The organism is Gluconacetobacter asukensis (assembly GCF_014174375.1).
GTDB lineage: Bacteria > Pseudomonadota > Alphaproteobacteria > Acetobacterales > Acetobacteraceae > Gluconacetobacter > Gluconacetobacter asukensis.
In genome coordinates this window covers 1-25,611 of sequence record NZ_JABEQE010000005.1, presented here as the reverse complement: position 1 = coordinate 25,611, position 25,611 = coordinate 1, and the positions used below count along the sequence as shown (strand labels likewise).

Below are 25,611 nucleotides of genomic sequence, written 5' to 3'. Positions count from 1 at the left end.
ATCAGGCCGTATCGCGCGGCTGGCGCGAGATGGGCACCCTGCTGGTCCATCTGGCCCGCGACCTGCCGCCCGATGCGCGCGGCACCCTGGTCAACCAGCCGCCGACGCGCGGTTCGACCGTGCTGTTTCCGACCGTCGCGGACATGAACCGCAACGGCACAAGGCGCTACGATCACGAGCTGATCTATGGCGCCATGGGCACGCCGATCCAGCACGAACTCGAAGCCGCGATCGCCGCCATCGAGGGCGCGCGCCATGCCCAGATCGTGTCCTCGGGCCTGGCTGCCTGCACCACGCCGCTGCTCGCATTCCTGGGCAAGAACGGCCACTGCCTGATTCCGGACTCGGTCTACGGCCCCACAAGGCGCTTCGCCAACACGGTGCTGCGCCGTTTCGGGGTGGAGACCACCTATTATCCGCCGCTGATCGATGCCGAAGGGCTGCGGGCGATGATGCGGCCCAACACCCAGGTGGTGGTCGCCGAAAGCCCCGGCAGCCATACGTTCGAGGTCCAGGATATCCGCATGATCGCCGACATCGCGCATGAGCATGGCGCGCGGCTGATGCTGGACAATACCTGGGGTGTCGGCATCTTCCGTCCGTTCGACCATGGGGTCGATATTTCGGTGCAGGCACTGACCAAATATCCCGCAGGCCATTCGGACAGCATCATCGGCGCGGTGTCGGTCGCGGACGAGCAGGACTGGCATGTGCTGCGCGATACCTGCATTCAGCTCGGCCAGGTGGCCGGCCCGGACGATTGCTGGCTGACCCTGCGTGGCCTGCGCACCATGGGGGCGCGGCTGGAACGCCAGTCACGTAGCGCGATCGACGTGGCGCTGTGGCTGGCGGATCGGCCGGAAGTCGCGCGCGTGCTGCATCCGGCCCTGCCATCCTGCCCAGGGCATGAGATATGGCGGCGCGATTTCAGTGGCGCTTCCGCCCTGTTCGGCGTGATGTTCCGGCCGGACTACAGCCAGGAGGCGATGGTCGCGATGATCGATTCCCTGACCCTGTTCGGGATCGGGGCCTCGTGGGGCGGATATGAAAGCCTGGTCCTGCCCACGACCGGCGGCATCGTCCGCACCTGCGCGGCGGACGCGCCGGATTGCGGCCCCGCCTGCCGCCTGCATATCGGCCTGGAAAATCCCGAGGACCTGATTGCCGACCTGTCGGCGGGGCTCGAAGTACTGACAGGCGCTGCATCCTACAGCGACTGACCACGCCGGCCCCGTTTCCGTCCTGCGCCTGCGGTGATACGCAGGCATGACGGGCGGGTGCTTCAACCCGGCAGGCAACAGACGCGCCATCGCCGCCTCGCGCGGCGGTCGCCGATCGGGAACGTGACATGGTGGATGGCGATTTTATCGCGCGGCGCATTCTTCTGACCAATGATGACGGCATCGATGCGCCGGGGCTGGCCATTTTGGTGGAGATCGCCGCCACGCTGGCGCCCGAAATCTGGGTGGTGGCGCCCGAGCGGGACCAGAGCGGCACCTCGCACGCGCTCAGCCTGCACGACCCGCTGCGGGTCGTGCAGCGGGGAGAGCGGCGTTATGGCGTTACCGGCACGCCGGGCGACTGCGTGGTGATGGGTGTGAGCCATCTGATGGCCGACCAGCCGCCCGACCTGATCCTGTCAGGCGTCAATCGCGGTGCCAATCTGGGCATGGAGACGGTGTTTTCGGGAACCGTCGGGGCGGCGATGACCGGATTGCTGCTGGGTATTCCGTCGATCGCGCTGAGCCAGCTCTTTACCCGCGACCAGCCAGTGCGGTGGGAGACGGCGCGGGCGCTGGCGCCTTCCGTCATTCGCGCCATGTCCCGGCTCGACTGGGCGCGCGATGCCTGCCTGAACATCAACTTCCCCGATCGGCCGCCCGCGCTGGCAGGCGGGCCGGTGTTGACCAGCCAGGGGGCAGGATTGCTGGGCGGTGCCGCCATCACGGCGCGCACCGATCCGCGCAACGGCGCCTATCACTGGCTGAGCCTGACCCGATCGTCCACCACCGATGACGAGGGGACCGAGACGGAAGCCGTCTTGTCCGGCAAGGTATCGGTCACACCGCTGCGCTTCGAGCGCACCGATCAGGGCGTGCTGGCGCGGATGCGCGCCGCGCAGGCCCGCGTCTGATCGGAATTCTCTATTATATGATTTAAAAATAAAGAGTTATAATATTTTCCTGCGCTGAGGCGCATCAGGATCAGCCGGCTTGTCCGGCTTTTTTTGCGTCCAATTTCTGGGCCACCGCAAAAAACTATTGCAAGGAACCACCCAATGATGGCTACCTTGTATAAGAAGGTTCCGTGCAGTGCAGAGCCCATTCAAGGATCGAGACGTCGTGGACAGCAATCTCGTCCAATTCAAGAAAGGGGTGCTGGAACTCTGTGTTCTCGCACTCCTCGCGCGGTCGGACTCATACGGCTACGACATCGCCAGCCGTCTGTCCGCCGCCATCGATATGGGTGAGGGAACGATCTACCCCCTGATGCGCCGGATGCAGAAGGACGGGCTGGTCTCCACCTATCTGGTCGAATCATCGTCCGGCCCCCCGCGAAAATATTATCGCCTGACCGAAGGCGGCCGAAACAACCTCAATGCCCAGAAAGCGGCCTGGACCGACTTCACGCGCGCCGTTGCCGCCATTCTGGACCTGGATCTGGAGAAGACATCATGAATGAGCGGGATTCGTTTCTCCGGAGGCTGAGGAGTGGCCTGTGGGGGCTGCCGCGGCCGGCCATCGACGACATCATCGCCGATTACGAGGGGCATTTCGATGCCGGGCGTGCGGCCGGGCGCAGCGACGCCGATGTCGCCACGGCCCTGGGCGACCCGTCGCGCCTGGCCCGCGAACTCCGCGCCGAAGCCGGCCTGCGCCGGTGGGAGGACGAGCGAAGCCTTGCCTCGGCCCTGGGCGTGATCGTGGGGGTGATCGGGCTGGCGGCACTGGACCTGTTCGTGATCCTGCCCGTCCTGATCGGCATCGTGACCACCTTGTTCGCCTTCCTGCTGGTCGGGCTGGTGGCGTGCCTGGGCGGGGGCTTCGCGCTGCCGTTCGCGCTGGTTACGAACTTCCCGGGTTTCATGGGCGACCGGTTGCAGGCCGCGTTGCTGAGCCTGGGCGTGCTGGGTGGCGGGGCCTCGCTGACGGCGTTCTGCGTCCTGTTCACGATCGGGCTGGTCAATCTGCTGGTCCGTTACGGACGGGCCCATTACCGGCTGATCACCGCGGGATCGAACGGCCGGTTGCGCGACTGATCGCGGATTCCGACTCGAAACTTTTTTATATCAAAAAGTTAGTCACGATTGCGCCCGATCGGGCGAGGAGATTCCAATGATACGTGGACTCATTTTGGTGGCGGTGGGGGGCGCGGCCCTGTCCATGGCCTGTTTCGGGGTGGCGGCGGTACGCGGCCCGACCAACTGGCACATTTCCGCCATGGACCTGCTGGATGATGATGATGATGATGCACCGGCGGCACAGGCGGCCACGCACAAGCTCGACTGGAAGGGCGGCGAGGCGCTGACCTTCGAGCTCCCGGCCAGCATCGTCTATACGCAGGGGCCCGCCCCCGGCATCACCGTCAGCGGGGCAAGCGATATCGTCGACCGGGTGACGCTGAACGGTGACGTGCTCGCCCTGGACCATGTCTCGCACCATCACTGGCACAATGGGCATCTGCGGATCGTCGTCACGGCGCCGGCCCTCAAGGCGCTGACCCTGCGCTCCGCCGGATCGCTGACGCTGAACGACGTGGCGGTGGACCATCTATCCCTGACCGTTGAGGGGGCCGGCAACGTGACCGGGCACGGCAAGGCTGACATGGTGACGCTGAAGGTCGCGGGCGCGGCGCAGGCCGACCTGTCGGACATGGTGGTGCGCGACGCGGATGTCGGGATCTCCGGCGCCGGGCATGTCAGCATCGGGCCGAGCGGGCATGCCTCCGTCCGCCTCAGCGGCGTCGGGGCGGTGGAGCTGACCCGCAAGCCGGCATCCCTGACGAAGGAGATCAGCGGCATCGGCTCCATAACGGTCGATGACGACAATCATGACGATCACGACAGCGACCATGATAGGCCGGGAGTGAAGGCAAAAGAGGGCGACGTTCAGCTCTGACCGGGGCAATATGGGGGGAGGGTGGTTTTCCTTCTCCCCCCAACATGTCGTGGCTCAGGGCTCGTGTAACTGCGGTTCCACTTCGTTCGGTGTGACGGATTTAGAACGTACCAGCCAGTAGACGCCCCCCAGGGCCAGTACGGCCGCCGACAGCGCCAGCATTTCCATGACGTTCACGCCACTGAGGTCGAGAACGATGAATTTGCGGACGGTCGCCATCATGCCGATCAACAGTACCGACCGCATACGGACCAGGCTGTGCGACTGTGCCTCCGGCAGGACCAGAATGGAGTGCTTGAATTCCAGCGCGATCAGGACGGTAAAGAACAGGCCGAAAATGCCCTGAAGGACGGACGGGTCGGTGGGCTGCAACCCGGTGGTGAGCAGCAGATGGATGACGGCGACCACCACATGCAGCAGGCCGACGCAGGCGACCGCCGCGATGCAGAGGGTCAGGACCAGCATCGCGATTTCCTCGAAAAGGTCGAAAAGCGTGCCGACCCTGATGAAACCCGGTATGCGCTCGATCATGAATACTCCCTTCGCCGCGCGGCCACGAAGACGGAACCGCGACCGACCTGACTTTAATTGCGCCTATATAGCAAATTTCCGTGATGTGTCAGAAGCCCAACACCGCATCCCCGCCGAACGTGAACATGCCGGCGTTGCGCAGATCGTTGAACGGGGTCGTACCGCTCAGCGAGCGGTCGAAGCGGATTTCCGGACGGATCTCGAACAGGCTGACCCCATGACCGAGTGAAGGGTGCCAGGTCAGGCCCAGCGTCAGCGCGCCATAGGTCGTCGGCGGGGCGGATTGCGTGTCCGCCGACTTGCCGAGCGTCGCGCGCATATAGGCATCGTTGCCCAGGAAACTGGTCACGACCAGCCCGGTATTATCGCGATAGATCTCGCCACGATAATTGAACGTGAGCGACGGCGTGACCTGATAGCTCAGGAAGCTGACGAAACTGTAGGTATCGGCACGTATGCCCTCGTCATGCAGGGCGTTGAATTCGCCGGTCACCGACAGGCGGTCGCTGATCTTGTAGGTTGCGTCCAGGTCGTTCCAGAACCGTTGCGCGCTGTTGGCATGGTTCCCCAGCGCGCGCACGGCATTTTCCGGCCCCACGCGGCCCAGATAGATGAAGGACAGGCGCCCGTCTGCGACGCCGGTGCCCGAAAGACCGAAATAGCCGGCGGCGGCGGCGTTGTTGTCGGCTCGGCCGAACGAGACCTGGTTGCCGGTATCGACCCCGAACAGCACATCGAACCGGCCGGTGGCATGCCACTGGAACATCGCCCCGACATGTTCGAAGGGCGTCGAATACTGGGTGGTGTAGGCCAGCGTGTAGAAAGGGCGGGTGGCGGGGTCCAGCGTTTCCACCCCCATCGGCGAGCCCAGGATGCCGGCCTGCATGTCCAGCCCGTGCCGCGTCAGCCAGGGCAGATGCATGTCCAGATGGGCCTCGGCGGGTATGAACTGGTATCGCCCGCTCATCATCCGGTCAGTGATGCCGACGATTTCGTAATATCGGGCATCGGCACCATACAGGGCCTTGATCTTGAAGCCGATCTGACAGGTGGGCGCGCTCTGGTCCACGGCGCGCGCCACGGCCATGGTGATTTGATCGAGTTGTGCCTGATTGGCATGATCGCCGATGAATTCACCAAAATTATTGCCGTTTGCCGGCCGGGCGGGATTGGCGTTGATGCCACCCTCGATTTGTCCGTGCAGCGTCACGTCGCTCCACCAGTCCTGGATTGTCCCGGCGTGCGCGTCGGTCAGATGGCCGATCATAAATACGATGCCTGTCAGGGCCGGCAGCAGCCTGTCCCGCGTCGCAGGGCGACGGAGAGCGGCATGAATGGATTTCATCATTGTCCTGTTCTCGAATGAACGGGGGTGCGTCTCTTCGCCCGGTTGAGCGGGCGGCAGCCGGCCGGTGCAGTGCAGAGCTAGGCCGGCCGATCAGGCAGTTGCAAGGCCATGAAGCGCGACGCGGGGGCGATTTGGCCGAATTCCTATGAGTTTCCTATGGGATCGCGCCGATCCCCCTCTCTCATCCCTATGACGATCGGATGGATAATCCCGCTGTTTCCAAGGGAGATGTCCCATGCTCGATTTTTTCTATTTCACCCTGGGCCTGGCCGGGTTCGCCGCATGCATCGGCTTCGTGGCGGCGTGTGCGAGGATCTGAAGGCAATGAACCTCGATCTCATTCTGGGAGCCATGGTGACGGTCGGACTTCTGGCCTACGTCACCGCGGTTCTCGTCCGTCCGGAAAGGTTCTGATGCCATGTCCGTGACCGGCTGGACCACCATCTTGGTCTTTTTCCTGACGATCGTCGTGCTGGCACGACCGGTCGGTGGCGTGCTGACACGAGTGCTGGCGGGCGAGCGCACGCTGCCCAGCCGTATCCTCGGGCCGCTGGAGCGCGCGTTCTATCGCCTGTCCGGCGTCAACCCGGACGAGGAACAATCCTGGAGCCAGTATGCCCTTGCGGTCCTGGCCTTCAAGCTTGTGTGCTTCGTCGCGGTCTATCTGATCCTGCGGCTACAGGCGCACCTGCCCCTGAATCCGGCTGGACAGGCGGCGGTAGCGCCGGACCTGGCCTACAACACCGCCATCAGCTTTCTGACCAACACCAACTGGCAGAGCTATGCGGGCGAGACGACGATGAGTCATCTCAGCCAGATGCTGGCGCTGACGGTACAGAATTTCGTCTCGGCCGCCGCCGGCATCGCCGTCGCGGCGGCTGTCATTCGCGGCTTTACCCGTCGCGAGGCAGGGACAATCGGCAATTTCTGGGCCGATCTGACGCGGCTTACGCTCTATGTCCTGTTGCCTGCCTGCGTCGTGCTGGCTCTGTTCTTCGTCTGGCAGGGCGTGCCGCAGAGCCTGTCGGGCGTGGTCGACGCGACAACGCTGGAAGGCGCGCACCAGACTATCGCCCTGGGGCCCGTGGCATCGCAGGAAGCGATCAAGATGCTGGGCACCAACGGGGGCGGGTTCTTCAACACTAATTCCGCCCATCCGTTCGAGAACCCCGATGCGCTGACCAATTTCGTGCAGATGGTCTGCATCTTCGCGCTCGGTGCCGGGCTGACCAATATGTTCGGCCGCATGGTGGGCAACGAACGGCAGGGCTGGGCGATCTTCGCGGCGATGTCGGTCCTGTTCATGGTGGGGGCCGGCATTCTCTACTGGTCTGAGTCCCATGCCAATCCGGCCTTTGCCGCGCTGGGGGTCGATCCGATCCAGGGCAATATGGAAGGCAAGGAGGTCCGTTTCGGTATCGTGGGTTCCGCGCTGTTCGCCGCCGTGACCACGGATGCGTCATGCGGCGCGGTGAACGCGATGCATGAAAGCTTCCTGCCGCTGGGCGGGATGGTGCCTCTGGTCAACATGATGCTGGGCGAAATCATCTTCGGCGGTGTGGGGTCCGGGCTCTACGGCTTTATCCTGTTCGCGATCATCGCCGTGTTCATGGCCGGCCTGATGGTGGGGCGGACGCCCGAATATCTCGGCAAGAAGATCGAGGCGCGCGAGTTGAAGATGACGATGCTGGCCGTGCTGTGCCTGCCGTTGGTCATGCTCGGCTTTACCGCCCTGGCGGTGGTGGTGGGTCCCGGCACTTCGGCTCTGTCGGCTGCCGGACCGCATGGATTTTCGGAGGCGCTCTACGCCTATACTTCCGCCGCCGCCAACAATGGCAGCGCCTTTTCGGGCCTGACGGCCAACCCGTTCTGGAATGTCACGCTGGGCATCGGGATGATGATCGGCCGGTTCTTCGTGATCGTGCCCGTCCTTGCGATTGCCGGCGCCATGGCGGTCAAGAAGAACGTTCCCACGACATCGGGCACGTTTCCCACCGATGGCGGCCTGTTCATCGGGCTGGTCACCGGCGTGATCCTGATTGTCGGCGGCCTGACCTTCCTGCCGGCGCTGGCGCTGGGCCCGATCGTCGAACATCTCTCGATGCTGCGCGGCATCTTCTCGTGACTGGTGGATTTCCTGCGATGAACACCCATTCCTCCCATTCGTCGGCGCAGCAGGGCAGCCTGAGGCGGGCTGACCTGATCCTGCCTGCAATCGTCGAGAGCTTTCGCAAACTCGATCCCCGAATCATGTGGCGCAATCCCGTGATGTTCGTGGTCGAGATCGTGACGATCCTGACCACGATCCTGCTGGTACGCGACCTGCTGACCCATGCCCCGCAGCCCGGCTTCGCGATCCAGATCAATCTGTGGCTGTGGTTCACGCTGCTGTTCGCCAATTTCGCCGAAGCCATTGCCGAAGGGCGCGGCAAGGCGCAGGCCGACAGCCTGCGCCGTACCCGCACCGAAACACGGGCCAGGCGGCTCCTGGCCAATGACATGGGCGCCTATACGCGGCTGGGCCTGTACCAGCAGATTCCGGCGCCGGAACTGCAACCCGGTGATGTCGTACTGGTGGAAGCCAGCGATTTCGTCCCGAGCGACGGAGAGGTGATCGACGGCATCGCCTCGGTCGACGAATCTGCGATCACGGGCGAATCCGCGCCCGTGATCCGCGAGAGTGGCGGCGATCGTTCGGCGGTGACCGGAGGTACCCGCGTGCTGTCCGACTGGATCATCGTGCGGATCACCGCCGCCCAGGGATCGACGTTCCTGGACCGGATGATTGCGCTGGTCGAAGGGGCGCAGCGGCAGAAGACACCGAACGAGATCGCGCTGACGATCCTGCTGGCGGGCATGACGCTGATCTTCATCTTCGCGGTCGCGACCATCCCCAGCTTCGCCGCCTACGCGGGTGGGCATATCAGCGTGCTGATCCTGGTTGCGCTGTTTGTGACGCTTATTCCCACGACCATCGGCGGCCTTCTGTCCGCGATCGGCATTGCGGGCATGGACCGGTTGATCCGTTTCAACGTGCTGGCCATGTCAGGACGTGCGGTAGAGGCGGCGGGTGATGTCGATACGCTGCTGCTGGACAAGACCGGGACGATCACCATCGGCGATCGCCAGGCGGCCGATTTCATACCGGTGCCAGGGATCATGGCGCGGGAGCTGGCCGATACCGCGCAACTTGCCTCGCTGGCGGACGAGACGCCGGAAGGCCGGTCGATCGTCGTGCTGGCCAAGGAGCGCTTCGACATTCGCGGTCGGGAGATGCATGCGCTGGACGCGCATTTCGTGCCTTTCACCGCCCAGACGCGTATGAGCGGCGTCAACATCGGGACCCGCCAGATCCGCAAGGGCGCGGTGGACAGCGTGCTGGCCACCGTGCCGCCGGGACCAGCCGAACGTGCGCTGCGCGACATCGCCGAAACTGTCGCCCGTGGCGGCGGTACCCCGCTGGCCGTGGTCGATGGCGGGCGCCTGCTGGGCGTGGTGCATCTGAAGGACGTGGTGAAGGGCGGCATCCGAGAGCGCTTCGCCGAACTGCGCCGGATGGGGATCCGCACCGTGATGATCACCGGCGACAACCCGCTGACGGCGGCGGCGATCGCGGCGGAAAGCGGGGTAGACGATTTCCTGGCCCAGGCGACACCCGAGGCGAAGCTGGCGCTGATCCGCAAGGAACAGGCAGACGGCAAGCTGGTGGCGATGTGCGGCGACGGCACGAACGACGCGCCCGCCCTGGCCCAGGCCGATGTGGGCGTGGCGATGAATACCGGCACCATGGCGGCGCGCGAGGCAGGAAACATGGTCGATCTGGACAGCGACCCGACCAAGCTGATCGAGATCGTGGGGATCGGCAAGCAGTTGCTGATGACCCGGGGCGCGCTGACGACTTTCTCCATCGCCAATGATGTCGCGAAATATTTCGCGATCATCCCGGCGATGTTCATCGGCTTCTATCCGCAGTTGGGGGCGCTCAACATCATGCATCTGGTCACGCCGCAAAGCGCGATCCTGTCTGCGATCATCTTCAACGCGCTGATCATCGTCGCGCTGATTCCCCTGGCGCTGCGGGGCGTGCATTACCGGCCTGTGGGCGCCGAGGCGCTGCTGCGGCGCAATCTTCTCGTCTACGGCCTGGGTGGGCTGGTTGCCCCCTTCGTCGGCATCAAGCTGATCGACATGCTGGTCGCCAGCTTTGGTCTTGTATGAGGATAACATGACCATGATACGTCATATCCGTCCCGCACTGGTCCTGTTCGCTCTTCTGTCGGTCCTGACCGGGCTGGCCTATCCGCTTGGCCTGACGGCGGTCGCCAATCTGGTGTTTTCGCATCAGGCTCAGGGCAGCATCATCATCCGCGACGGCCATCCGGTCGGCTCGGCCCTGATCGGCCAGAACTTCACGTCCGACCGCTATTTCCATCCACGCCCCTCGGCGACCAGCGGCGTTGACCCGGCCGATCCATCGAAATCGGTGCCGACGCCCTATAACGCAGCGGCGTCCGTGGGCTCCAATCTCGGGCCGACCTCCCGGGCCCTTGTCGCGCGGGTCAGCGCCGGCGCGGTGGCGATCGGGGCCGACAATCCCGATGCGATCCGCGAGGGGTGGAAGATCCCGGCCGACCTCGTGACGACATCGGCCAGCGGGCTGGACCCCGACATCTCGCCCGAGGCCGCGTTCTTTCAGGTGCGTCGTGTGGCCCTGGCCCGCCATCTGCCCGAGATGCGCGTGCGTGGCCTGGTGGTGCAGATGATCCGGCAACCGATGATGGGCTGGCTGGGTGAGCCCCATGTCAACGTGCTGGCGCTCAACCTCGCCCTCGATGCGGTACAGTAGATATGGATGACCGGACTGACCGCCCCGATCCGGACGCCCTGCTGCGGCAGACGGAAAAACTGACCGGGACGCGGCAGCGCGGTCATCTGAAGATATTCCTCGGCGCGGCACCGGGGGTGGGCAAGACGTTCGAGATGCTGACCGTTGCGCACCAGATGGCGCGCGACGGAAGCGATGTCGTGGTGGGGCTGGTGGAAACACACGACCGTCCGGAAACCGCCGCTCTGCTTGAAGGGCTGGAAAGCGTTCCCCGCCGCGCGGTGCCTTATCGTGGCCAAACATTATGGGAAATGGACCTGGACGCGATCCTGGCGCGCCATCCACGGATCGTCCTGGTTGACGAACTGGCGCATACAAACGTGCCGGGATCGCGCCACCCCAAACGCTGGATGGATGTCGAGGAATTGCTGGAGGCGGGGATCGACGTTCTCAGCACGGTCAATATCCAGCATCTGGAAAGCCTGAATGACGTCATCGCCAGCATCACCCATGTCCGGGTGCGCGAGACCGTGCCCGACACAGTGCTGAACCGCGCGGACGAGATCGAACTGATCGACCTGACTCCCACCGACCTGTTGCAACGTATGCGCGACGGCAAGATCTATGCCCCGCAGACCGCCGGGCGGGCGATGCTGCATTATTTCTCGCCGGGAAACCTGACGGCGTTGCGCGAACTGGCCTTGCGCCAGACTGCCCAGCAGGTCGATGCCCAGCTGGTCGACCATATGAAGGCCAATGCGATCGCCGGGCCTTGGGCGGCCGGCGAACGCATCATGGTTTGCCTGACGCTGCAGGACCGTGACGCCAGCCTGCTGCGCTACGCCAAGCGGCTGGCCGATCGTTTCCATGCTCCATGGATCGTGCTGCATGTCGAAACCAACCGCGATATCGGTAACGACGCCCGCGCCGGCATGGCCGCGCGCATGCATCTGGCACAGTCGATGGGGGCTGAAACCGTCACGATTCCTGGACAGGATGTGGCGGCTGATGCCCTGGCCTATGCACGGACGCATAATGTCACGCAGATCATTGCCGGACGCCCCACGCCTCTTCCGTGGCTCGACTGGGTCTTTCCCTGGGCATGGCGTTCGACGACCGGTCAGTTGATCCAGTCGGACGGACAGATCCCGATCCATGTGGTGCGCGCCGCATCGGACGATGAGGCCGAACCGGGCGCGGCCCCCCCGAGGGTAAAGCGCAGTATCGGGCCATTCCTGTCCGGTTCCGGCATCATCGCCATGGCCCTGGGGGTGGCGATGGCGCTGCGGCAGGGGCTGGCGGTGAACAATGTCTCGCTGGTGTTCCTGACGGGCATCCTCTGGGTGGCGGTGGCGAACGGGTTATGGCCCTCTCTCTGGGCTTCCGTCCTGGCGATGCTGTGCTTCAATTTCTTCTTCCTGCCGCCGCTCTATACGTTCACCATCGTGGCACCGGATAATGTCGTTGCCCTGGTCTTCTTCTTCGCCACGTCGGTCATCGCCAGCCATCTGGGCGCGCGCGTGCGCAGCCAGGCCGTCGTCGCCCGCCATCGGGCCGAAATCACCGAAGCGCTGTACCAGTTCAGCCGCAAGCTGGCCGGTATCGTCACGATGGACGAGCTGCTGTGGACCACCTGCCACCAGATTGCGACGATGCTGGATATGAACGCGGTCATCCTGCTGCCAGGTGGCGACGCGCTGCATGTCACAGCGTCCTACATACCGGGCGAGGCGTTGGGTCCGTCTGATCTGGCGGCGGCGACCTGGGCTTGGCGCCACGATCGCACGGCGGGGCGGGATTCCGATAATCTTCCCGGCGCGCGCCGGCTGTTCGTACCGCTGCGTACCGGGCACGGGCCCGTCGCGGTGATCGGCCTGGATGCCGACCGGTCCGGCCCGCTGCTGGACCCCGAACAGCAGAGACTGCTCGATGCACTGGGCGATCAGGCAGCTGTGGCGATCGAGCGCATCACACTGGCCGAGGATCTGGACCGCGCCCGCCTGCATGCCGAAACCGAGAAGCTGCGTGGCGCCCTGCTGACCTCGATCTCGCATGATCTGCGCACGCCGCTGGCCTCGATCCTGGGGGCAGCATCCAGCCTTGACAGCTATGACGCATTGCTGTCGGCCGAAGACCGCCACGATCTGATCGCCACCATCCGCGACGAGGCGGAACGCCTGAATCGCTTTGTGGCTAACCTGCTGGATATGACGCGGCTGGAAGCCGGGGGGCTGGCGCCACGAAGAGAGCAGGTCGATGTCGGCGAGGTCGTGGGCAGCGCGCTGGCGCGTGCGGCACGGATGCTCGTCCGGCATACGGTCACGCTTCAGATCGATCGGGATCTGCCATTGCTGCCGCTGGACGATGTTCTTCTGGAACAGGCCCTGTTCAACCTGCTGGACAATGCTGCGAAATACACACCGCCGGGCACACGGATCGAGATCGACGTCGCCCGCGTGAATGGTCGCCTGCATGTACGCTTGCGCGACGAGGGGCCCGGACTGCCCGTACAGGACCCCGACCGGGTCTTCAGTAAATTCGCCCGCCTGCACGCCGCCGACCGGTCGCGGCCGGGAACCGGGCTGGGGCTGGCGATCGCGCGCGGCTTCATCGAGGCGATGGGGGGCATGATCGGGGCCGGCAACCGTCACGGTCGGAGCGGCGCCGAATTCATGATATCTTTCCCCCTGTCGGAGGAAAAAGCCCCATGAGCGACCCATGCGTGCTGATCGTGGATGACGAGCCCGCGATCCGGCGCCTGCTGCGGACCAGTCTGGGCGCACAATCCTGGCGGACCATGGAGGCCGAAACCGGCGCGTCGGGATTGGAACAGGCGCGCGAGGGCAGGGCGGACATCATGCTGCTGGATCTCGGCCTGCCGGACATGGACGGGATGGAGGTCATCCGCCGCCTGCGCGGCGGCGGGTCGAGCCTGCCGATCGTCGTGCTGTCGGTGCGCGGGGACGAACGCGGCAAAGTGGCCGCGCTGGAACTCGGAGCGGACGATTATGTCACCAAGCCATTCAGCATGGCCGAACTGGTCGCCCGGCTGCGTACGGCGCTGCGTCACGGCTTACAAAAGGAGGGGACAGCGCCGATCTTCGTCTCAGGCGATCTGAGCGTCGATCTTGTGCGGCGGCATATATTCCGCGATGGGCAGGAAATCAGGCTGTCGCCGCGCGAATGGGACATCATGCGACTGCTGGTGCAGCATGCCGGCCGCGTGCTGACCCACCGGCATATCCTCGGCCAGCTCTGGGGGGCGGGCGGCGACGTGCAGCAATTGCGGGTCTATATCCGCCAGATCAGACAGAAGCTGGAAGCCGATCCCGAACGGCCGGCCCATATCGTGACGGAAACCGGGATCGGCTATCGTCTGGTCGTCACTGATCCGTGATCATCCTGTTCCGCCGCGGCGGAACAGGCGTCCGACCACACGTTCCATCGTCAGTCCCTGGACGAGGATGGTGAACACCACGACCCCGTAACAGACGGGCAGCAGCGTGTCGCGCAACGCCCCGGCCGGCAGGCCGAGCGCCAGCGAGACCGAAATCCCGCCCCGCAAGCCGCCCCATGTCAGAACGACCAGTGCCCGCCAGCGATCGCGGTTGCGGAGATAGACCGGCAGCGTCGCGCCCAGCACGCTGAGTCCGCGCGCGGCAATCGACAGCGGAATGATGGCCAGCGTCGCCAGAAGAGAGGAAAGGTGTGGCGTGACCTCGAGGATTTCGAAACCGATCAGCAGGAAGAGCAGGACGTTCAGCATCTCGTCGACCATGGACCAGAATGCCAGAAGCTCGGTGCGCGAATGGTCCTGTATCGCAGCGTGGCCGTAGCGCGTGCCCAGGCTCATGCCGGCCACGACCACGGCGATCGGCCCGGACAGGTGCAGGTGGTCGGCCAGCGCGAATGTGCCCGAGGCCAGGGCAAGCGTGGCCAGAAGGTCGATATGCGCATCATCGACGCCCCGGACCAGGCGCAGCGCGATCCAGCCCGTCAGCGCACCCAGCAGGCCGCCGCCGACGGCCTGAAGCAGGAAGCGGGTCGCGATATCGGCTGCCGACAGGGAAGCGGTGTCGCCGGTCGCCAGCCCGATCATGACACCAAAGATCACCACCCCGACGCCGTCGTTGAACAGGCTTTCCCCGGCGAAGATTGCCTGTAGCGGCGCCGGCAGCCCCAGCCGCCGCAGCATGCCCACGACCGATACCGGGTCGGTCGGCGCCAGGATCGCACCCAGCACCACGCACCACACGAACGGCACCGGCGGCCCGAACAGCGGGAAGACACACCAGGCGGACACGGCCAGCAGCCCGACCGCGAAGACAGTGCCCAGCACCGCCAGGGCAGCGACGGACGCGATGCGCGAGAACATATGGTTCAGATCGACCTGCATCGCTCCGGCAAACAGCAGCAACGACAGTGCGCCGTCCAGCAATGTCCTGGGCAGGTCGATCGCCCCCAGCAACGAACGGGGGATCAGGTGCAGATCATGGGACGGGATCAACGGGTCCAGCGCCATGATCGCCAGCGACACGGCCAGCGAGATCACCAGCACCCCGATCGTCATCGGCAGGCGCAGCGTCCGATGGTTGACAATGCCGAACAGCGTGGACAGCGTCGCAAGGAGGGCAAAAAGGCCGAGGGCGTTCATGGATCATGCCTTCCGGGTGATCGTGCGCCTGTCAAGCTGTTCAGCGGCCCTGCGGGGGGGGAACAGCCCTTCCGCTCCCTCGTTGGGAATGGAAAGGCTGAATGCCGCCCACCTGGTGAACTAATACGCGCAAGGAGTTTCCGAATGAGCAAGATCGCTGTTCCCGAGCTGAAATTGAACGATGGTGGCGCCATTCCGGTCATCGGCTTCGGGACCTACATGCTGAACGGCTCATCCGGCGTCGAAGGGATCGTCTCGGCCATCCGCAATGGGTACCGGCTGCTGGATTCCGCCTTCAATTACGAAAATGAAGGCGCGGTCGGCGCCGCGATCCGCAAGGCCGGCGTGCCGCGCCATGAACTGGTCGTCACCTCGAAACTGCCGGGCCGCCACCACCGTTTCGACGAGGCCATCGCGACGGTCGAAGAATCGCTCTACCGGGCGCAGCTCGATTACTATGACCTTTACCTGATCCATTGGCCGAACCCCAGCAAGGACCTGTATTCCGAAGCCTGGAGCGCGCTGGTCGAGGCGCGGAAACGCGGGCTGGTGCGCTCGATCGGCGTCTGCAACTTCCTGCCGGAGCATCTGAAGCGGATCATCGGGGACAGCGGCGTGATCCCGGTCATCAACCAGGTCGAGCTGCACCCCTATTTCCCGCAGCATGAGCAACTGACATTCGACCGGTCGCTGGGCATCGTGACCGAAGCCTGGAGCCCGCTTGGCCGCGCCAATCACCTGATGCAGGACCCTGTCATCCAGAAAATCGCCGGCAGGGTCGGGCGGACGGCGGCACAGGTGATCCTACGCTGGCATGTCCAGCTCGGTGCCGTATCGTTGCCCAAGGCGGCCAGCCCGGTACGGCAGATTGAAAATCTCTCGGTGTTCGATTTCGAACTGAGCCCGGAAGACATGGCGGACATCGCGACGCTCGCACGGCCCGACGGCCGGACCTTCGATCAGGACCCCGCCCGTTACGAGGAGTTCTGAGTATCCGATAGCGGCACCGATACGGGGCAGGGCCGACTGTTTCGGGGGGGGGGCTTGCCCGGCGGCCAGCGGGTGGAGCTTGCCGTCACATGATGAATGACAAGGCAACCTGGCAGGCGATGCCGGCGTCATGCCCATGTCAGGTGCCCTGTGGCGGGTACGTTTGGGGCCGAGCGTCATGACAATCGCGTATGATTACGATCTGATCGTCATCGGTTCCGGCCCGTCGGGGCGGCGGGCAGCGGTCCAGGCGTCGAAATTCGGGCGCTCCGTGCTGGTGATCGAACGGCAAGACCAGGTGGGCGGGGTGTCGGTTCATACCGGGACCATCCCGTCCAAGACGTTGCGCGAGACGATCCTGAACCTGACCGGCTGGCGGGAGCGCGGTATCTACGGGCACAATTACTGCGTAAAGAAATCCATCGACGCGCAGGATCTGAGTACGCGGCTGATCAAGACCATCCAGGGAGAGGTGGAGGTGCTGGAGCACCAGTTCGCCCGCAACGACATCGTTGTGGTCCACGGGGTGGCACGCTTTCTCGATCGCCACACGCTGTCGATCAGCGGGGAAGAGGGCACGGAGCAGTGGGTGCGGGGGCGTGCCATCGTCATTGCCGTGGGCTCGGTGCCGCATCGGCCTGCCTATGTGCCTTTCGATGATGCCCATATCATCGATAGCGACGGCATGACGCGCCTGACATGCCTGCCACGTTCGCTGACCGTGATCGGCGGGGGCGTCATCGGCATTGAATATGCAACGATCTTCAGCGCGCTGGGTGTGCGCGTGACGATCGTGGACCAGCGCGAGCATGTGCTGGAATTCATCGACCATGAGACCGTAGAGGAATTCGTGCATCAACTGCGCGATCGCGGTGTCAATTTCCGCCTTGGCAGCACGGTGGAATCGATCGTGATCGAAGCGGAGCAGCCCGTGGCCATCCTGGAGGGCGGGCGGCGCGTGCGTGCGGATCTGCTGCTTTATACAGGCGGCCGACAGGGCGCCACGGATGCCCTGAACCTGGAGGCCGCCGGACTGACGTCCGACGCGCGCGGGCGCCTGACGGTTGATCCGATCACGTTCCAGACCGAAATTCCGAACATTTACGCCGCCGGAGACGTTATCGGCTTTCCCGCACTGGCCTCCACCTCGATGGAACAGGGACGCATCGCCGCCTGCCATGCTTGCGGCCAGCCTGTGCCGCCCGCGCCGAAATTCTTTCCCTACGGCATCTATGCGGTGCCCGAAATCTCCACCGTCGGCCTGTCGGAGGAGGAAACCCGGGCGCGGAAGATCCCTTACGAGACCGGTATCGCCCGGTTCCGCGAGACCTCGCGCGGCGTCATCATGGGCAAGACGGAGGGATTCCTGAAGCTCGTCGTCGCGCTGGAGGGGCACCGGCTTCTGGGCGTGCATATTGTGGGGGAAGGGGCGACCGAACTGATCCATATCGGTCAGGCGGTCCTGAATTTTGCCGGCAGCGTCGAATATTTCATCGAAGCGACCTTCAATTACCCGACCTTTGCTGAGGCGTACAAGATCGCAGCGCTGGATGTGTGGAACCGGATCACGCCACGCGATCCCGTTGAAGGGATATCACCAGCGGTTTCACCACCAGAATCAGCACCTCGACGCGCAACACGCCGACCGAACGGGCATGGAACGCGGAAGAAGGCTTCCTGAAGCGTGGGCTTGCGGCGCAGCGTTCCCATCCGGCGCTGACTGCCGAAAGTCGTATAATATATATTATGCCAACTCATATCCGTGCCACGGTCGGCGCGGCCATGGGGTTTCGCGGGCGGCTTTCTGCGCTACAACATCGTCATAGAGGATTTTCCGGCGATTGGAGCCGCATGACCATTTCTTCCGTGCTGGGCTTCGCCCTGTCGGGCATCGACGCCATTCCCGTGCGGGTCGAAGTGCAGCTTGCGTCGGGCCTGCCATCCTTCCTGATCGTCGGCCTGGCCGACAAGGCTGTGGCCGAGGCGCGCGAGCGTGTGCGTGCGGCGCTGGCGGCCATGGGCCTGGCGCTGCCGGCCAAGCGGATCGTGGTCAATCTCGCACCCGCGAATATCGTCAAGGAAGGATCACATTTCGACCTGCCGATCGCGCTGGCCCTGCTGACGGCGATGGCGGTCGTCCCGCCCGAGGAAAGCGGACGCTATGGGGCGATCGGCGAATTGTCGCTCGATGGCCGGATCAATCCGGTCCCGGGCGTATTGCCCGCGGCCCTGAGCGCGGTGGACCAGTCGCGCGGCCTGATCTGCGGTGCGCAGCAAGGGGCTGAGGCGCGCTGGGCTGGCGAAGGTCTGGACATCGTTGCGGCGGACTGCCTGCTGGCGCTGGTGAACCATCTGACCGGCGAACAGGTCCTGCCGTCGGTCGAACTGCCGGCTCGCTTGCCGTTCGACCTGGCAAGCGGGCCGGACCTGACGGATGTGCGCGGCATGGAAACGGCGCGACGGGCGTTGGAAATCGCGGCCGCCGGTGCGCATTCGCTGTTGATGACCGGGCCGCCCGGTGCCGGCAAATCGATGCTGGCGGCGCGCCTCCCCTCGCTGTTGCCTGACCTGACGAGTGCGGAGATTCTGGAGATCAGCCGGATTCACAGCATTTCCGGCCAGCTCCCCATGGGGTTGCCCATCTTCCGGCCGCCTTTTCGCGATCCGCATCATTCGACCAGCCAGGTTGCGCTGGTGGGTGGCGGCAGCCGAATCAAGCCTGGCGAAGTCAGCCTGGCCCATCGCGGGGTGCTGTTCCTCGACGAACTGCCAGAATTTTCCCGCCCGGCGCTGGAGGCGCTACGCCAGCCGATCGAAACCGGGACCATCACAGTGGCCCGGGCGTCGGGTCACGTCACCTACCCTGCCCGGTTTCAGCTGGTCGCAGCCATGAATCCGTGCCGTTGCGGCTATCTGGGAGATGCCACGCAGGAATGCCGCAAGGCGCCGCGTTGCGGCGAGGATTATACGGCCCGCATCTCCGGGCCCATGCTGGACCGGATGGACATGACCGTGCATGTCGAACCGGTTTCGCCCGCCGAACTGGCGGGCCTGCCGACGGGTGAAAGCAGCGCCGTGGTGGCGCAGCGCGTTGCGGCCGCGCGCGCGATCCAGGCCGCCCGCCAGGACGGGCTGACCAATGTCGAGGCCTCGCCCGACCTGTTCCCTATCAGCACGACCGCCCGCGATTATGCGGTGCGTGCCGCCGACCGGTTGCGCCTGTCGGCGCGCGGTTTCACGCGATTGCTGCGCGTGGCGCGCACGATCGCCGACCTGGCGGCGGAAACGGAAACGACCCAGCCCCATGTCGCTGAAGCGCTGACCTACCGGCTGCGCCGCCCCGATCGGCGGTCGTAAGGATAGTCAGTAATTATGTACAAATACTTCCTTTTTATTACTCATATCCACTGGAAAACTCTCGTTTTTATAAGTATTAATTGGCATAATATATATTAAGCGGCTTTCTTATTATACAATTACTTTGATTTTTACTTTAGATTGGACGCGGTCAGTTTTATCGGAGCCTGGAAATCTCGATTGGATGATCAGGCCCCCAGACGGCGCATTGTGCAGGCCAATCATATGATCCGATGACCAATCTTTCAGTTCCAAACCTGAAGCGCCGAAACCAGTCCTGGAATGCTCCTGCGCGGACGCGGTATCCGACAGCTTCCCGGCCGATCTGGAGCAAGGTTGCGCGCCGCCGCGATGGTAGGCCGTAAGCCCCGAATTCCGTCCCCTGAACGGCGAACGACGAGACCCGATACAAGACCAGGCCTGGCAGCAGGAACGTCTGCTCGGTCTCAATGAAATCCGTGCGTGGGATTCCTGATCGAGCGGCGTAGTTTATCTGGCGATTTAAAGGGAAATATTGGCTGGGGGACCTGGATTCGAACCAGGGCTGACCGGGTCAGAGCCGGTAGTTCTACCGCTAAACTATCCCCCAACCGGGTGACCGGGCTTAGTGCCGTGCGGTGAGGGGCTGATAGCATCGGCCGTACGACCTGACAAGCACCTTTCCGTGCTGTTTTTGCAATCTGACATATTTGTCTTGCCCTGCGTGCGGGTCAGCACACACTATATGCTACATACGGTGTGGCGAAGGGACCGTCCGATGGACAATACGATGTCCTGGCGCGATGGCCAGGAGGCAAGGCGACTCCCCCGTGCTTCGGGATTCAGGGCAAATCGCAGCATGCTGGGCATGTTCGGGGCGATCGACCTTGGCACGAACAATTGCCGGCTGATGATCGCCGCCCCCCACGCCGACGGCTTTCGCGTCGTCGACAGCTTCAACCGCATCGTTCGCCTGGGCGAAGGCCTGCAACGGACGGGGGAACTCAGCCCGCATGCGATGGACCGCACCATCGAGGCATTGCGGGTCTGCGCCATGCGCATGGAGCGCCGCCGTCTGTACCGCTATCGCGCCGTCGCGACCGAGGCCTGCCGCCGTGCGGGCAACGGCGCCGCGTTCATCGAGCGTGCGCGGCGCGAGACCGGGCTGGACATCACCGTCATCTCGTCGCGCGAGGAAGCCGAGCTGGCGATGGAAAGCTGTTCGGCGCTGCTGCACGACGACCGGGTATCCCCCACCCGCACCCGCGCGCTGCTGTTCGATATCGGCGGCGGTTCGACCGAAATCGCCTGGGTTCGCACCGACCGCCATACGCGCCGCCAGGATCTCAGCGGCTATCTCAGCCTGCCGGCGGGTGTGATCACCCAGGCGGAGCAGTTCGGCGAGAGCGCGTTCAGCGAACAGGGCTACCAGCGGATGGTCGAGCAGATCGCCAACCAGCTGCGTGCGTTCGAGGCCGTGCATTGCATCCGCCGCGAGATCAGCCGCGACAATGTCAGCCTGATCGGCACCAGCGGCACCGTCACGACCCTGGCCAGCATTGCCTTGTCGCTCACCCGCTACAGCAGGACGGCGGTGGACGGTACGATTCTGGAGGCCGGACCGGCTCTGGAGGCGATTCGCACCCTGGCCGCCATGGGGCCGGCCGGATTGAGCCAACACCCGTGCGTCGGTCCGGATCGGGCCCAGTACGTCATGCCGGGCTGCGCGATCTTCGAGGCGATCCACCGCGTATGGCCGGTGCCGGAAATCATGGTGGCCGATCGCGGCCTGCGTGATGGTATGCTGCTGCGCATGATCAACGATTCGACCAGTATGGCCCTGCCGCCGTCACCAGGCCCCCTGCCCTTTGCATCGTCCCGCCCGCCCGCGATGGGTGCATCGCTTCCATGAAGCGGCGTCCCCCGTCCGGCAACGGCAAGTCGCGGGTTCCCGGCAAGGCCCTCAGCAGCAGTTCCAACCCCGGCGGCGGCAACGCGGCGGCGGATTCGGGCGCGGCGCGCTCCACCCGGAGCCAGGCTGTCTCCCTGCGCACCGCCCGTGGCCGGACGACGGCCCAGCAGCGCTGGCTCAACCGGCAACTGAACGATCCCTATGTGCAGGCCGCCCGCAAGCAGGGCTGGCGGTCGCGCGCGGCCTTCAAGCTGATCGAACTGGATGACCGCTTTCACCTGATCCGCCCCGGCATGCGGGTGGTCGATCTGGGTGCCGCCCCGGGCGGATGGACGCAAGTTGCCGTCAAGCGCGGTGCGAGCAATGTCGTCGGCGTCGACCTGCTGCCGGTCGATCCCGTGGCCGGCGCGACGATTCTCGAAGGCGATTTCAACGACCCAGACCTGCCGGGCAAGTTGACGGAGCTGCTGGGCGGCCCGGCCGATCTGGTTTTGTCGGACATGGCCCCGAATACGACCGGGCACGCGCCGACCGACCATCTGCGCATCCTCGGCCTGGCGGAACTGGCCCTGGATTTCGCGCTGAAGGTGCTGGCACCTGGCGGCACATTCGTTGCCAAGGTCTTTCAGGGCGGGTCGGAGAAGCAGATGCTGGAACCGATGAAGCACGCCTTTGCGACCGTGCGCCATGCCAAGCCGCCGGCCAGCCGCAAGGAATCGAGCGAGCTGTATGTGGTCGCGACCGGGTTCCGCCCCGAACGGGTTCTCCCAACCCAGTCCGAAGACTGAGTTTGGGTCGGTAAACGCGCTGGTAGCGATCCGACGCGCGTTTCCGGCCTCGGGGCTCTCCGCCCATAAGGCCGCTCCGCTCCGATGTTCGGAAACACACGACGGCGCGGCCCTTCGGGCCGCTCTCGCTCACCAGTGCGCGTTTGCTGTGTTTCGGCAGGCGGCCTTCACGGCCGCTCTGCCGCCTCTGAGATGCGTTGCGCCGATTACGATGCGGCTTCGTCCGCCGACCACAGCCAGGCGGCGCCGCGCACGCCGGAACTGTCGCCGTGCCGGTTGCGGATGACGGGCGTATTGCACTGCGGTGTGATGACGTAGCGCGGCATCAGCAGGGGCACCCGGGCGTAGATCGACAGCAGGTTGGACACGCCGCCGCCCAGCACGATGACATCCGGGTCCAGGAAGTTGATCGCCATGGCGCAGGCCCGCGCCAGGCGGTCCACATAGCGGTCCAGCGCGCCGATGGCGGCGATGTCCCCTTCCTCGGCCGCTGCCTCGATTCCCGCGGTGTCGCGATGGCCCGGCCCCTTCCAGTCCTGTGCCAGGGACGGTCCGCTCAGGAATCGTTCCAGGCAGCCCTCATTGCCGCAGAAACATTTTGGGAACGGCATTTCCGTGATTCGCGGCCAGGGCAGCGGAATATGCCCCCACTCGCCAGCGATATGGTGCGCGCCGGTCAGCAGCTTGCCGTCCACGACCAGTCCGCCGCCCATTCCCGTGCCGAGAATCACGCCCAGCACGACGCGGCGACCGGCGCCGGCACCGTCCACGGCCTCGGACAGGGCAAAGCAATTGGCATCGTTTTCGACCCGGACCTCGCGGCCGACGGATTCGGTCAGGTCGCGCCCGAAGGGCTGGTTGTTCAGCCAGGTCGCGTTCGCGTTCTTGATCAGGCCGCTTTCGGGACTGATCGAGCCCGGGATGCCGATCCCGACAGTGCCCGTGCCGCCCAGTTCGGCATCCATCCCGGCGACGAGGTCGCGGATGGCCGTGACCGCGCCGGCATAATGTCCTGGATTGGCGATGCGTCGCCGGACCAGCTCCCTGCCGTCCGCGCGGGCCAGCGCCGCGATTTCGATCTTCGTTCCGCCAAAATCGATTCCGATCCGATAGCCGGTCATATCCATCCCGTCAGCCGTGATATTTTCCATGGTCACCATTTCTTCTATGGTGCGACCTTCCGTGCCGTAAAGTCACCCCGAGGCAGAGGGTTCGCGATCCGCTGCCGCTTCCGGAGCCCGCTGCCATGAGCGAGACGCTGCTCGACGTCAAAGGGCTGAGCTGCCCCCTGCCCGTTCTCAAGGCCAACCGGGCACTGCGTGGCATGCAGCCGGGCGACCGGTTGCGCGTGATCGCGACCGACCGGGCCAGCGTTGCGGATTTCCAGGCATTCTGCCGGGAAACGGGTCATGCCCTGATCGCCTTCGGCGAGGATGGCGGCGTGCTCTCCTTCGTGATTCGACGCCGGCCCGAAGCGCCGGCAGCCAGTTAGGACGCGATACTTGCCTGTTCGTTCCAAAGACGTGCCCTAAATGCCACAGGTGACACAAAATCCCCCTATCCGCCCTATGCCCTTGGCAGAAGCGGCCACCTGGGAGTAATTCCTGCGCCTCATGATGGAAGAACCGCACCCATGACGGAAGATCTGTCCCAGCTTTCCTTCGAGGATGCCCTCGCGCAGCTCGAGGACATCGTGCGCAAGCTCGAAGGCGGACAGCTTCGCCTTCAGGATGCCATCGCATCATACGAGCGTGGGGCGGCCCTGAGACGACACTGCGAGAGCAAGCTGAACGAGGCCGATGCCCGCGTTCAGGCGATCATCCAGCGTGCCGATGGCGCGCTGGAGACGAAATCGATGGATTGACGTACCGATGAGCCACACAACAGCGACCGCCCGGACAGGGCAGACCGCGGACCGCGCCAGCCTGCTGCGGTCTTCCCTGTCGACACGGGCCACGGCCGTCGAAGCCGCGATCGACCGCCTGCTGCCCCCCGTACCGGGCGCCGAGGGCCGTGTTATCGACGCCATGCGTTACGCCACGCTGGGTGGCGGCAAGCGCCTGCGCGGCTACCTGACGGCCGAAGTCGCCAGCCTGTTCGACGTGGACGACGCCCGGTCCTATCGCGTCGCGGCCTCGGTCGAGATGTTGCATGCCTATTCGCTGGTGCATGACGACCTGCCGGCGATGGATGACGACGATCTGCGCCGTGGCCAGCCCTCGACGCACCGCAAGTTCGACGAAGCGACCGCCATCCTGGCCGGCGACGCGCTGCAGACGATGGCGTTCGAGATCCTGGCCGACGAGGCGACCCACCCCGATGCGACCATTCGCATCCGCCTGGTGGCCGCCCTGGCCGCCGCATCCGGCGCTGCCGGCATGGTGGGCGGCCAGATGATCGACATGGAAGGCGAAGGCCGTTCGCTGTCCCTGCCGGAAGTCGAGCGCCTGCACGCGCTCAAGACCGGCTGCCTGATCCGCTACGCGGCCGAGGCCGGGGCGATTCTCGGGCAGGCGGACCTGACGGTTCGTGCCCGCATCGCCGCCTACGGGCGCGACCTGGGCGCCGCCTTCCAGATCGCCGACGACGTGCTGGATGCCACGGCCAGCGCCGAGGAACTGGGCAAGACCGCCGGCAAGGACCAGGCGGCGGGCAAATCGACCTATGTCGCCCTTCTGGGGGTCGATGGTGCGGCGCGCGAGGCGCGGCGTGTGGCCGAACAGGCGGAAGCCCATCTTGATATCTTCGGACCCGAAGCCGACCGGCTGCGGGACCTGATCCGTTACGTCGTCGATCGCAGGAGCTGAAGACCATGGCCGAAGACAAGACCGGCACCGAGATCCCGGACGCGATTCCGACGATGGGCCGCTTTCCGCTGCTGGACCGGGTGAGCGCCCCGCGCGACCTGCGCAACCTATCGGTGGACCAGCTCCGCCAACTGGCCGAGGAATTGCGGGCCGAGACGGTGGACGCGGTGTCGACCACCGGCGGCCATCTGGGCGCCTCGCTGGGCGTGGTGGAACTGACGGTGGCGCTGCACGCGGTGTTCGACACCCCCGACGACCGGATCATCTGGGATGTCGGCCACCAGGCCTACCCGCACAAGATC

At 64.9% G+C, this 25,611-nt stretch carries 24 protein-coding genes and 1 tRNA gene; 20 read left to right on the top strand and 5 right to left on the bottom strand.

Annotation, left to right across the window (positions count from 1 at the left end; translation table 11 throughout):
- Positions 1-29: 29 nt before the first annotated feature.
- The 5 genes from metC (at position 30) to HLH35_RS07210 (ending at position 4,118) form a co-directional block, all read left to right on the top strand.
- Positions 30-1,220, top strand: a complete 1,191-nt coding sequence (gene metC, locus HLH35_RS07230; RefSeq protein WP_182978686.1) for a cystathionine beta-lyase — start codon at positions 30-32, stop codon at positions 1,218-1,220.
- 128 nt (positions 1,221-1,348) lie between these two features.
- Positions 1,349-2,134, top strand: coding sequence for a 5'/3'-nucleotidase SurE (gene surE, locus HLH35_RS07225; RefSeq protein WP_182978521.1), 786 nt, complete (start codon positions 1,349-1,351; stop codon positions 2,132-2,134).
- Positions 2,135-2,342: 208 nt separating this feature from the next.
- Positions 2,343-2,678 (top strand): helix-turn-helix transcriptional regulator, encoded by a 336-nt coding sequence (locus tag HLH35_RS07220; protein ID WP_182978520.1) that lies wholly within the window; start codon positions 2,343-2,345, stop codon positions 2,676-2,678.
- Positions 2,675-3,259 (top strand): DUF1700 domain-containing protein, encoded by a 585-nt coding sequence (locus HLH35_RS07215; protein ID WP_182978519.1) that lies wholly within the window; start codon positions 2,675-2,677, stop codon positions 3,257-3,259. The genes HLH35_RS07220 and HLH35_RS07215 overlap by 4 nt, the downstream gene beginning before the upstream one ends.
- 76 nt (positions 3,260-3,335) lie before the next feature.
- Positions 3,336-4,118: a GIN domain-containing protein gene (locus tag HLH35_RS07210; RefSeq protein WP_182978518.1), complete on the top strand. Its 783-nt coding sequence runs from the start codon at positions 3,336-3,338 to the stop codon at positions 4,116-4,118.
- Between the two features lie 54 nt (positions 4,119-4,172).
- Here the strand turns inward: HLH35_RS07210 and HLH35_RS07205 are convergent, their stop codons facing one another.
- On the bottom strand, positions 4,173-4,649 hold the full coding sequence (locus HLH35_RS07205) for a phosphate-starvation-inducible PsiE family protein (protein ID WP_182978517.1): 477 nt from the start codon (positions 4,647-4,649) through the stop codon (positions 4,173-4,175).
- Positions 4,650-4,737: 88 nt separating this feature from the next.
- Complete coding sequence (locus tag HLH35_RS07200) at positions 4,738-5,916, bottom strand: outer membrane beta-barrel protein (RefSeq protein ID WP_246384940.1); 1,179 nt, start codon at positions 5,914-5,916, stop codon at positions 4,738-4,740.
- A 405-nt stretch (positions 5,917-6,321) separates the two neighbouring features.
- Between HLH35_RS07200 and HLH35_RS07195 the strand changes: the two genes are divergently transcribed.
- Genes HLH35_RS07195 through HLH35_RS07170 form a run of 6 tightly spaced genes read left to right on the top strand, consistent with a single transcriptional unit; the run spans position 6,322 to position 14,219 of the window.
- Positions 6,322-6,411 carry a potassium-transporting ATPase subunit F gene (locus HLH35_RS07195; RefSeq protein ID WP_182964472.1) on the top strand — a complete coding sequence of 30 codons (90 nt, stop codon included), beginning with the start codon at positions 6,322-6,324 and terminating at the stop codon, positions 6,409-6,411.
- A 4-nt stretch (positions 6,412-6,415) separates the two neighbouring features.
- Complete coding sequence (kdpA, locus tag HLH35_RS07190; RefSeq protein ID WP_182978515.1) at positions 6,416-8,122, top strand: potassium-transporting ATPase subunit KdpA; 1,707 nt, start codon at positions 6,416-6,418, stop codon at positions 8,120-8,122.
- Positions 8,123-8,139: 17 nt separating this feature from the next.
- A complete protein-coding gene (kdpB, locus tag HLH35_RS07185; protein WP_182978514.1) occupies positions 8,140-10,215 on the top strand; it encodes a potassium-transporting ATPase subunit KdpB in 2,076 nt (691 codons plus the stop codon).
- Positions 10,216-10,228: 13 nt separating this feature from the next.
- Complete coding sequence (gene kdpC / locus HLH35_RS07180; protein ID WP_182978513.1) at positions 10,229-10,843, top strand: potassium-transporting ATPase subunit KdpC; 615 nt, start codon at positions 10,229-10,231, stop codon at positions 10,841-10,843.
- A gap of 2 nt (positions 10,844-10,845) precedes the next feature.
- Positions 10,846-13,533 (top strand): sensor histidine kinase, encoded by a 2,688-nt coding sequence (locus HLH35_RS07175; protein WP_182978512.1) that lies wholly within the window; start codon positions 10,846-10,848, stop codon positions 13,531-13,533.
- Positions 13,530-14,219: a response regulator gene (locus HLH35_RS07170; RefSeq protein WP_182978511.1), complete on the top strand. Its 690-nt coding sequence runs from the start codon at positions 13,530-13,532 to the stop codon at positions 14,217-14,219. Before HLH35_RS07175 ends, HLH35_RS07170 begins: the two co-directional genes overlap by 4 nt.
- Here HLH35_RS07170 and HLH35_RS07165 read toward each other — a convergent pair whose 3' ends face one another.
- The gene (locus tag HLH35_RS07165) at positions 14,220-15,476 is read right to left on the bottom strand and encodes a cation:proton antiporter (protein ID WP_182978510.1); all 1,257 of its coding nucleotides are present in this window, start codon (positions 15,474-15,476) and stop codon (positions 14,220-14,222) included. It lies immediately after the preceding gene.
- Positions 15,477-15,620: 144 nt separating this feature from the next.
- On the opposite strand from HLH35_RS07165, the gene HLH35_RS07160 reads away from it, so the two are divergent.
- From HLH35_RS07160 to HLH35_RS07150, 3 genes are all read left to right on the top strand, one after another.
- The gene (locus HLH35_RS07160) at positions 15,621-16,466 is read left to right on the top strand and encodes an aldo/keto reductase (protein WP_182978509.1); all 846 of its coding nucleotides are present in this window, start codon (positions 15,621-15,623) and stop codon (positions 16,464-16,466) included.
- Between the two features lie 178 nt (positions 16,467-16,644).
- Entirely contained in the window at positions 16,645-18,147 is a 1,503-nt protein-coding gene (gene sthA, locus HLH35_RS07155; RefSeq protein WP_182978508.1) for a Si-specific NAD(P)(+) transhydrogenase, read from the top strand.
- Positions 18,148-18,317: 170 nt separating this feature from the next.
- Entirely contained in the window at positions 18,318-19,823 is a 1,506-nt protein-coding gene (locus HLH35_RS07150) for a YifB family Mg chelatase-like AAA ATPase (protein WP_182978507.1), read from the top strand.
- A gap of 515 nt (positions 19,824-20,338) precedes the next feature.
- Here the strand turns inward: HLH35_RS07150 and HLH35_RS07145 are convergent.
- Positions 20,339-20,412: transfer RNA gene (locus HLH35_RS07145), tRNA-Gln, on the bottom strand.
- Between the two features lie 168 nt (positions 20,413-20,580).
- Here HLH35_RS07145 and HLH35_RS07140 point away from each other — a divergent pair.
- Both HLH35_RS07140 and HLH35_RS07135 read left to right on the top strand, forming a co-directional pair.
- The gene (locus HLH35_RS07140; RefSeq protein WP_182978506.1) at positions 20,581-21,714 is read left to right on the top strand and encodes a Ppx/GppA phosphatase family protein; all 1,134 of its coding nucleotides are present in this window, start codon (positions 20,581-20,583) and stop codon (positions 21,712-21,714) included.
- Positions 21,711-22,502 carry an RlmE family RNA methyltransferase gene (locus HLH35_RS07135; RefSeq protein ID WP_182978505.1) on the top strand — a complete coding sequence of 264 codons (792 nt, stop codon included), beginning with the start codon at positions 21,711-21,713 and terminating at the stop codon, positions 22,500-22,502. The genes HLH35_RS07140 and HLH35_RS07135 overlap by 4 nt, the downstream gene beginning before the upstream one ends.
- Positions 22,503-22,708: 206 nt before the next feature.
- On the opposite strand, the gene HLH35_RS07130 is transcribed toward HLH35_RS07135, so the two are convergent.
- Positions 22,709-23,623 carry an ROK family protein gene (locus HLH35_RS07130; RefSeq protein WP_182978685.1) on the bottom strand — a complete coding sequence of 305 codons (915 nt, stop codon included), beginning with the start codon at positions 23,621-23,623 and terminating at the stop codon, positions 22,709-22,711.
- A 125-nt stretch (positions 23,624-23,748) separates the two neighbouring features.
- On the opposite strand from HLH35_RS07130, the gene HLH35_RS07125 reads away from it, so the two are divergent.
- The 4 genes from HLH35_RS07125 to HLH35_RS07110 form a co-directional block, all read left to right on the top strand.
- On the top strand, positions 23,749-23,994 hold the full coding sequence (locus tag HLH35_RS07125) for a sulfurtransferase TusA family protein (RefSeq protein ID WP_182964460.1): 246 nt from the start codon (positions 23,749-23,751) through the stop codon (positions 23,992-23,994).
- A 141-nt stretch (positions 23,995-24,135) separates the two neighbouring features.
- Positions 24,136-24,366, top strand: coding sequence for an exodeoxyribonuclease VII small subunit (locus HLH35_RS07120; RefSeq protein WP_114728417.1), 231 nt, complete (start codon positions 24,136-24,138; stop codon positions 24,364-24,366).
- A gap of 7 nt (positions 24,367-24,373) precedes the next feature.
- Positions 24,374-25,309 carry a polyprenyl synthetase family protein gene (locus HLH35_RS07115; RefSeq protein WP_182978504.1) on the top strand — a complete coding sequence of 312 codons (936 nt, stop codon included), beginning with the start codon at positions 24,374-24,376 and terminating at the stop codon, positions 25,307-25,309.
- Between the two features lie 5 nt (positions 25,310-25,314).
- Positions 25,315-25,611, top strand: a 297-nt coding sequence (locus HLH35_RS07110; RefSeq protein ID WP_275944219.1) for a 1-deoxy-D-xylulose-5-phosphate synthase N-terminal domain-containing protein, incomplete at its 3' end; no start/stop codon positions are given.

Excerpts from the sequence above, each read along its gene's own strand:
- HLH35_RS07160 (WP_182978509.1), top strand. The coding sequence starts at position 15,621 with ATGAGCAAGATCGCTGTTCCCGAGCTGAAATTGAACGATGGTGGCGCC.
- kdpB (WP_182978514.1), top strand. The coding sequence starts at position 8,140 with ATGAACACCCATTCCTCCCATTCGTCGGCGCAGCAGGGCAGCCTGAGG.
- HLH35_RS07165 (WP_182978510.1), bottom strand. The coding sequence starts at position 15,476 with ATGAACGCCCTCGGCCTTTTTGCCCTCCTTGCGACGCTGTCCACGCTG.
- metC (WP_182978686.1), top strand. The coding sequence starts at position 30 with ATGGGCACCCTGCTGGTCCATCTGGCCCGCGACCTGCCGCCCGATGCG.
- HLH35_RS07195 (WP_182964472.1), top strand. The coding sequence starts at position 6,322 with ATGAACCTCGATCTCATTCTGGGAGCCATGGTGACGGTCGGACTTCTG.
- HLH35_RS07135 (WP_182978505.1), top strand. The coding sequence starts at position 21,711 with ATGAAGCGGCGTCCCCCGTCCGGCAACGGCAAGTCGCGGGTTCCCGGC.
- HLH35_RS07130 (WP_182978685.1), bottom strand. The coding sequence starts at position 23,623 with ATGACCGGCTATCGGATCGGAATCGATTTTGGCGGAACGAAGATCGAA.
- kdpC (WP_182978513.1), top strand. The coding sequence starts at position 10,229 with ATGATACGTCATATCCGTCCCGCACTGGTCCTGTTCGCTCTTCTGTCG.
- HLH35_RS07170 (WP_182978511.1), top strand. The coding sequence starts at position 13,530 with ATGAGCGACCCATGCGTGCTGATCGTGGATGACGAGCCCGCGATCCGG.
- HLH35_RS07140 (WP_182978506.1), top strand. The coding sequence starts at position 20,581 with ATGGACAATACGATGTCCTGGCGCGATGGCCAGGAGGCAAGGCGACTC.
- surE (WP_182978521.1), top strand. The coding sequence starts at position 1,349 with ATGGTGGATGGCGATTTTATCGCGCGGCGCATTCTTCTGACCAATGAT.
- HLH35_RS07120 (WP_114728417.1), top strand. The coding sequence starts at position 24,136 with ATGACGGAAGATCTGTCCCAGCTTTCCTTCGAGGATGCCCTCGCGCAG.
- HLH35_RS07115 (WP_182978504.1), top strand. The coding sequence starts at position 24,374 with ATGAGCCACACAACAGCGACCGCCCGGACAGGGCAGACCGCGGACCGC.
- HLH35_RS07210 (WP_182978518.1), top strand. The coding sequence starts at position 3,336 with ATGATACGTGGACTCATTTTGGTGGCGGTGGGGGGCGCGGCCCTGTCC.
- HLH35_RS07175 (WP_182978512.1), top strand. The coding sequence starts at position 10,846 with ATGGATGACCGGACTGACCGCCCCGATCCGGACGCCCTGCTGCGGCAG.
- HLH35_RS07200 (WP_246384940.1), bottom strand. The coding sequence starts at position 5,916 with ATGATCGGCCATCTGACCGACGCGCACGCCGGGACAATCCAGGACTGG.
- kdpA (WP_182978515.1), top strand. The coding sequence starts at position 6,416 with ATGTCCGTGACCGGCTGGACCACCATCTTGGTCTTTTTCCTGACGATC.
- HLH35_RS07150 (WP_182978507.1), top strand. The coding sequence starts at position 18,318 with ATGACCATTTCTTCCGTGCTGGGCTTCGCCCTGTCGGGCATCGACGCC.
- sthA (WP_182978508.1), top strand. The coding sequence starts at position 16,645 with ATGACAATCGCGTATGATTACGATCTGATCGTCATCGGTTCCGGCCCG.
- HLH35_RS07125 (WP_182964460.1), top strand. The coding sequence starts at position 23,749 with ATGAGCGAGACGCTGCTCGACGTCAAAGGGCTGAGCTGCCCCCTGCCC.
- HLH35_RS07215 (WP_182978519.1), top strand. The coding sequence starts at position 2,675 with ATGAATGAGCGGGATTCGTTTCTCCGGAGGCTGAGGAGTGGCCTGTGG.
- HLH35_RS07205 (WP_182978517.1), bottom strand. The coding sequence starts at position 4,649 with ATGATCGAGCGCATACCGGGTTTCATCAGGGTCGGCACGCTTTTCGAC.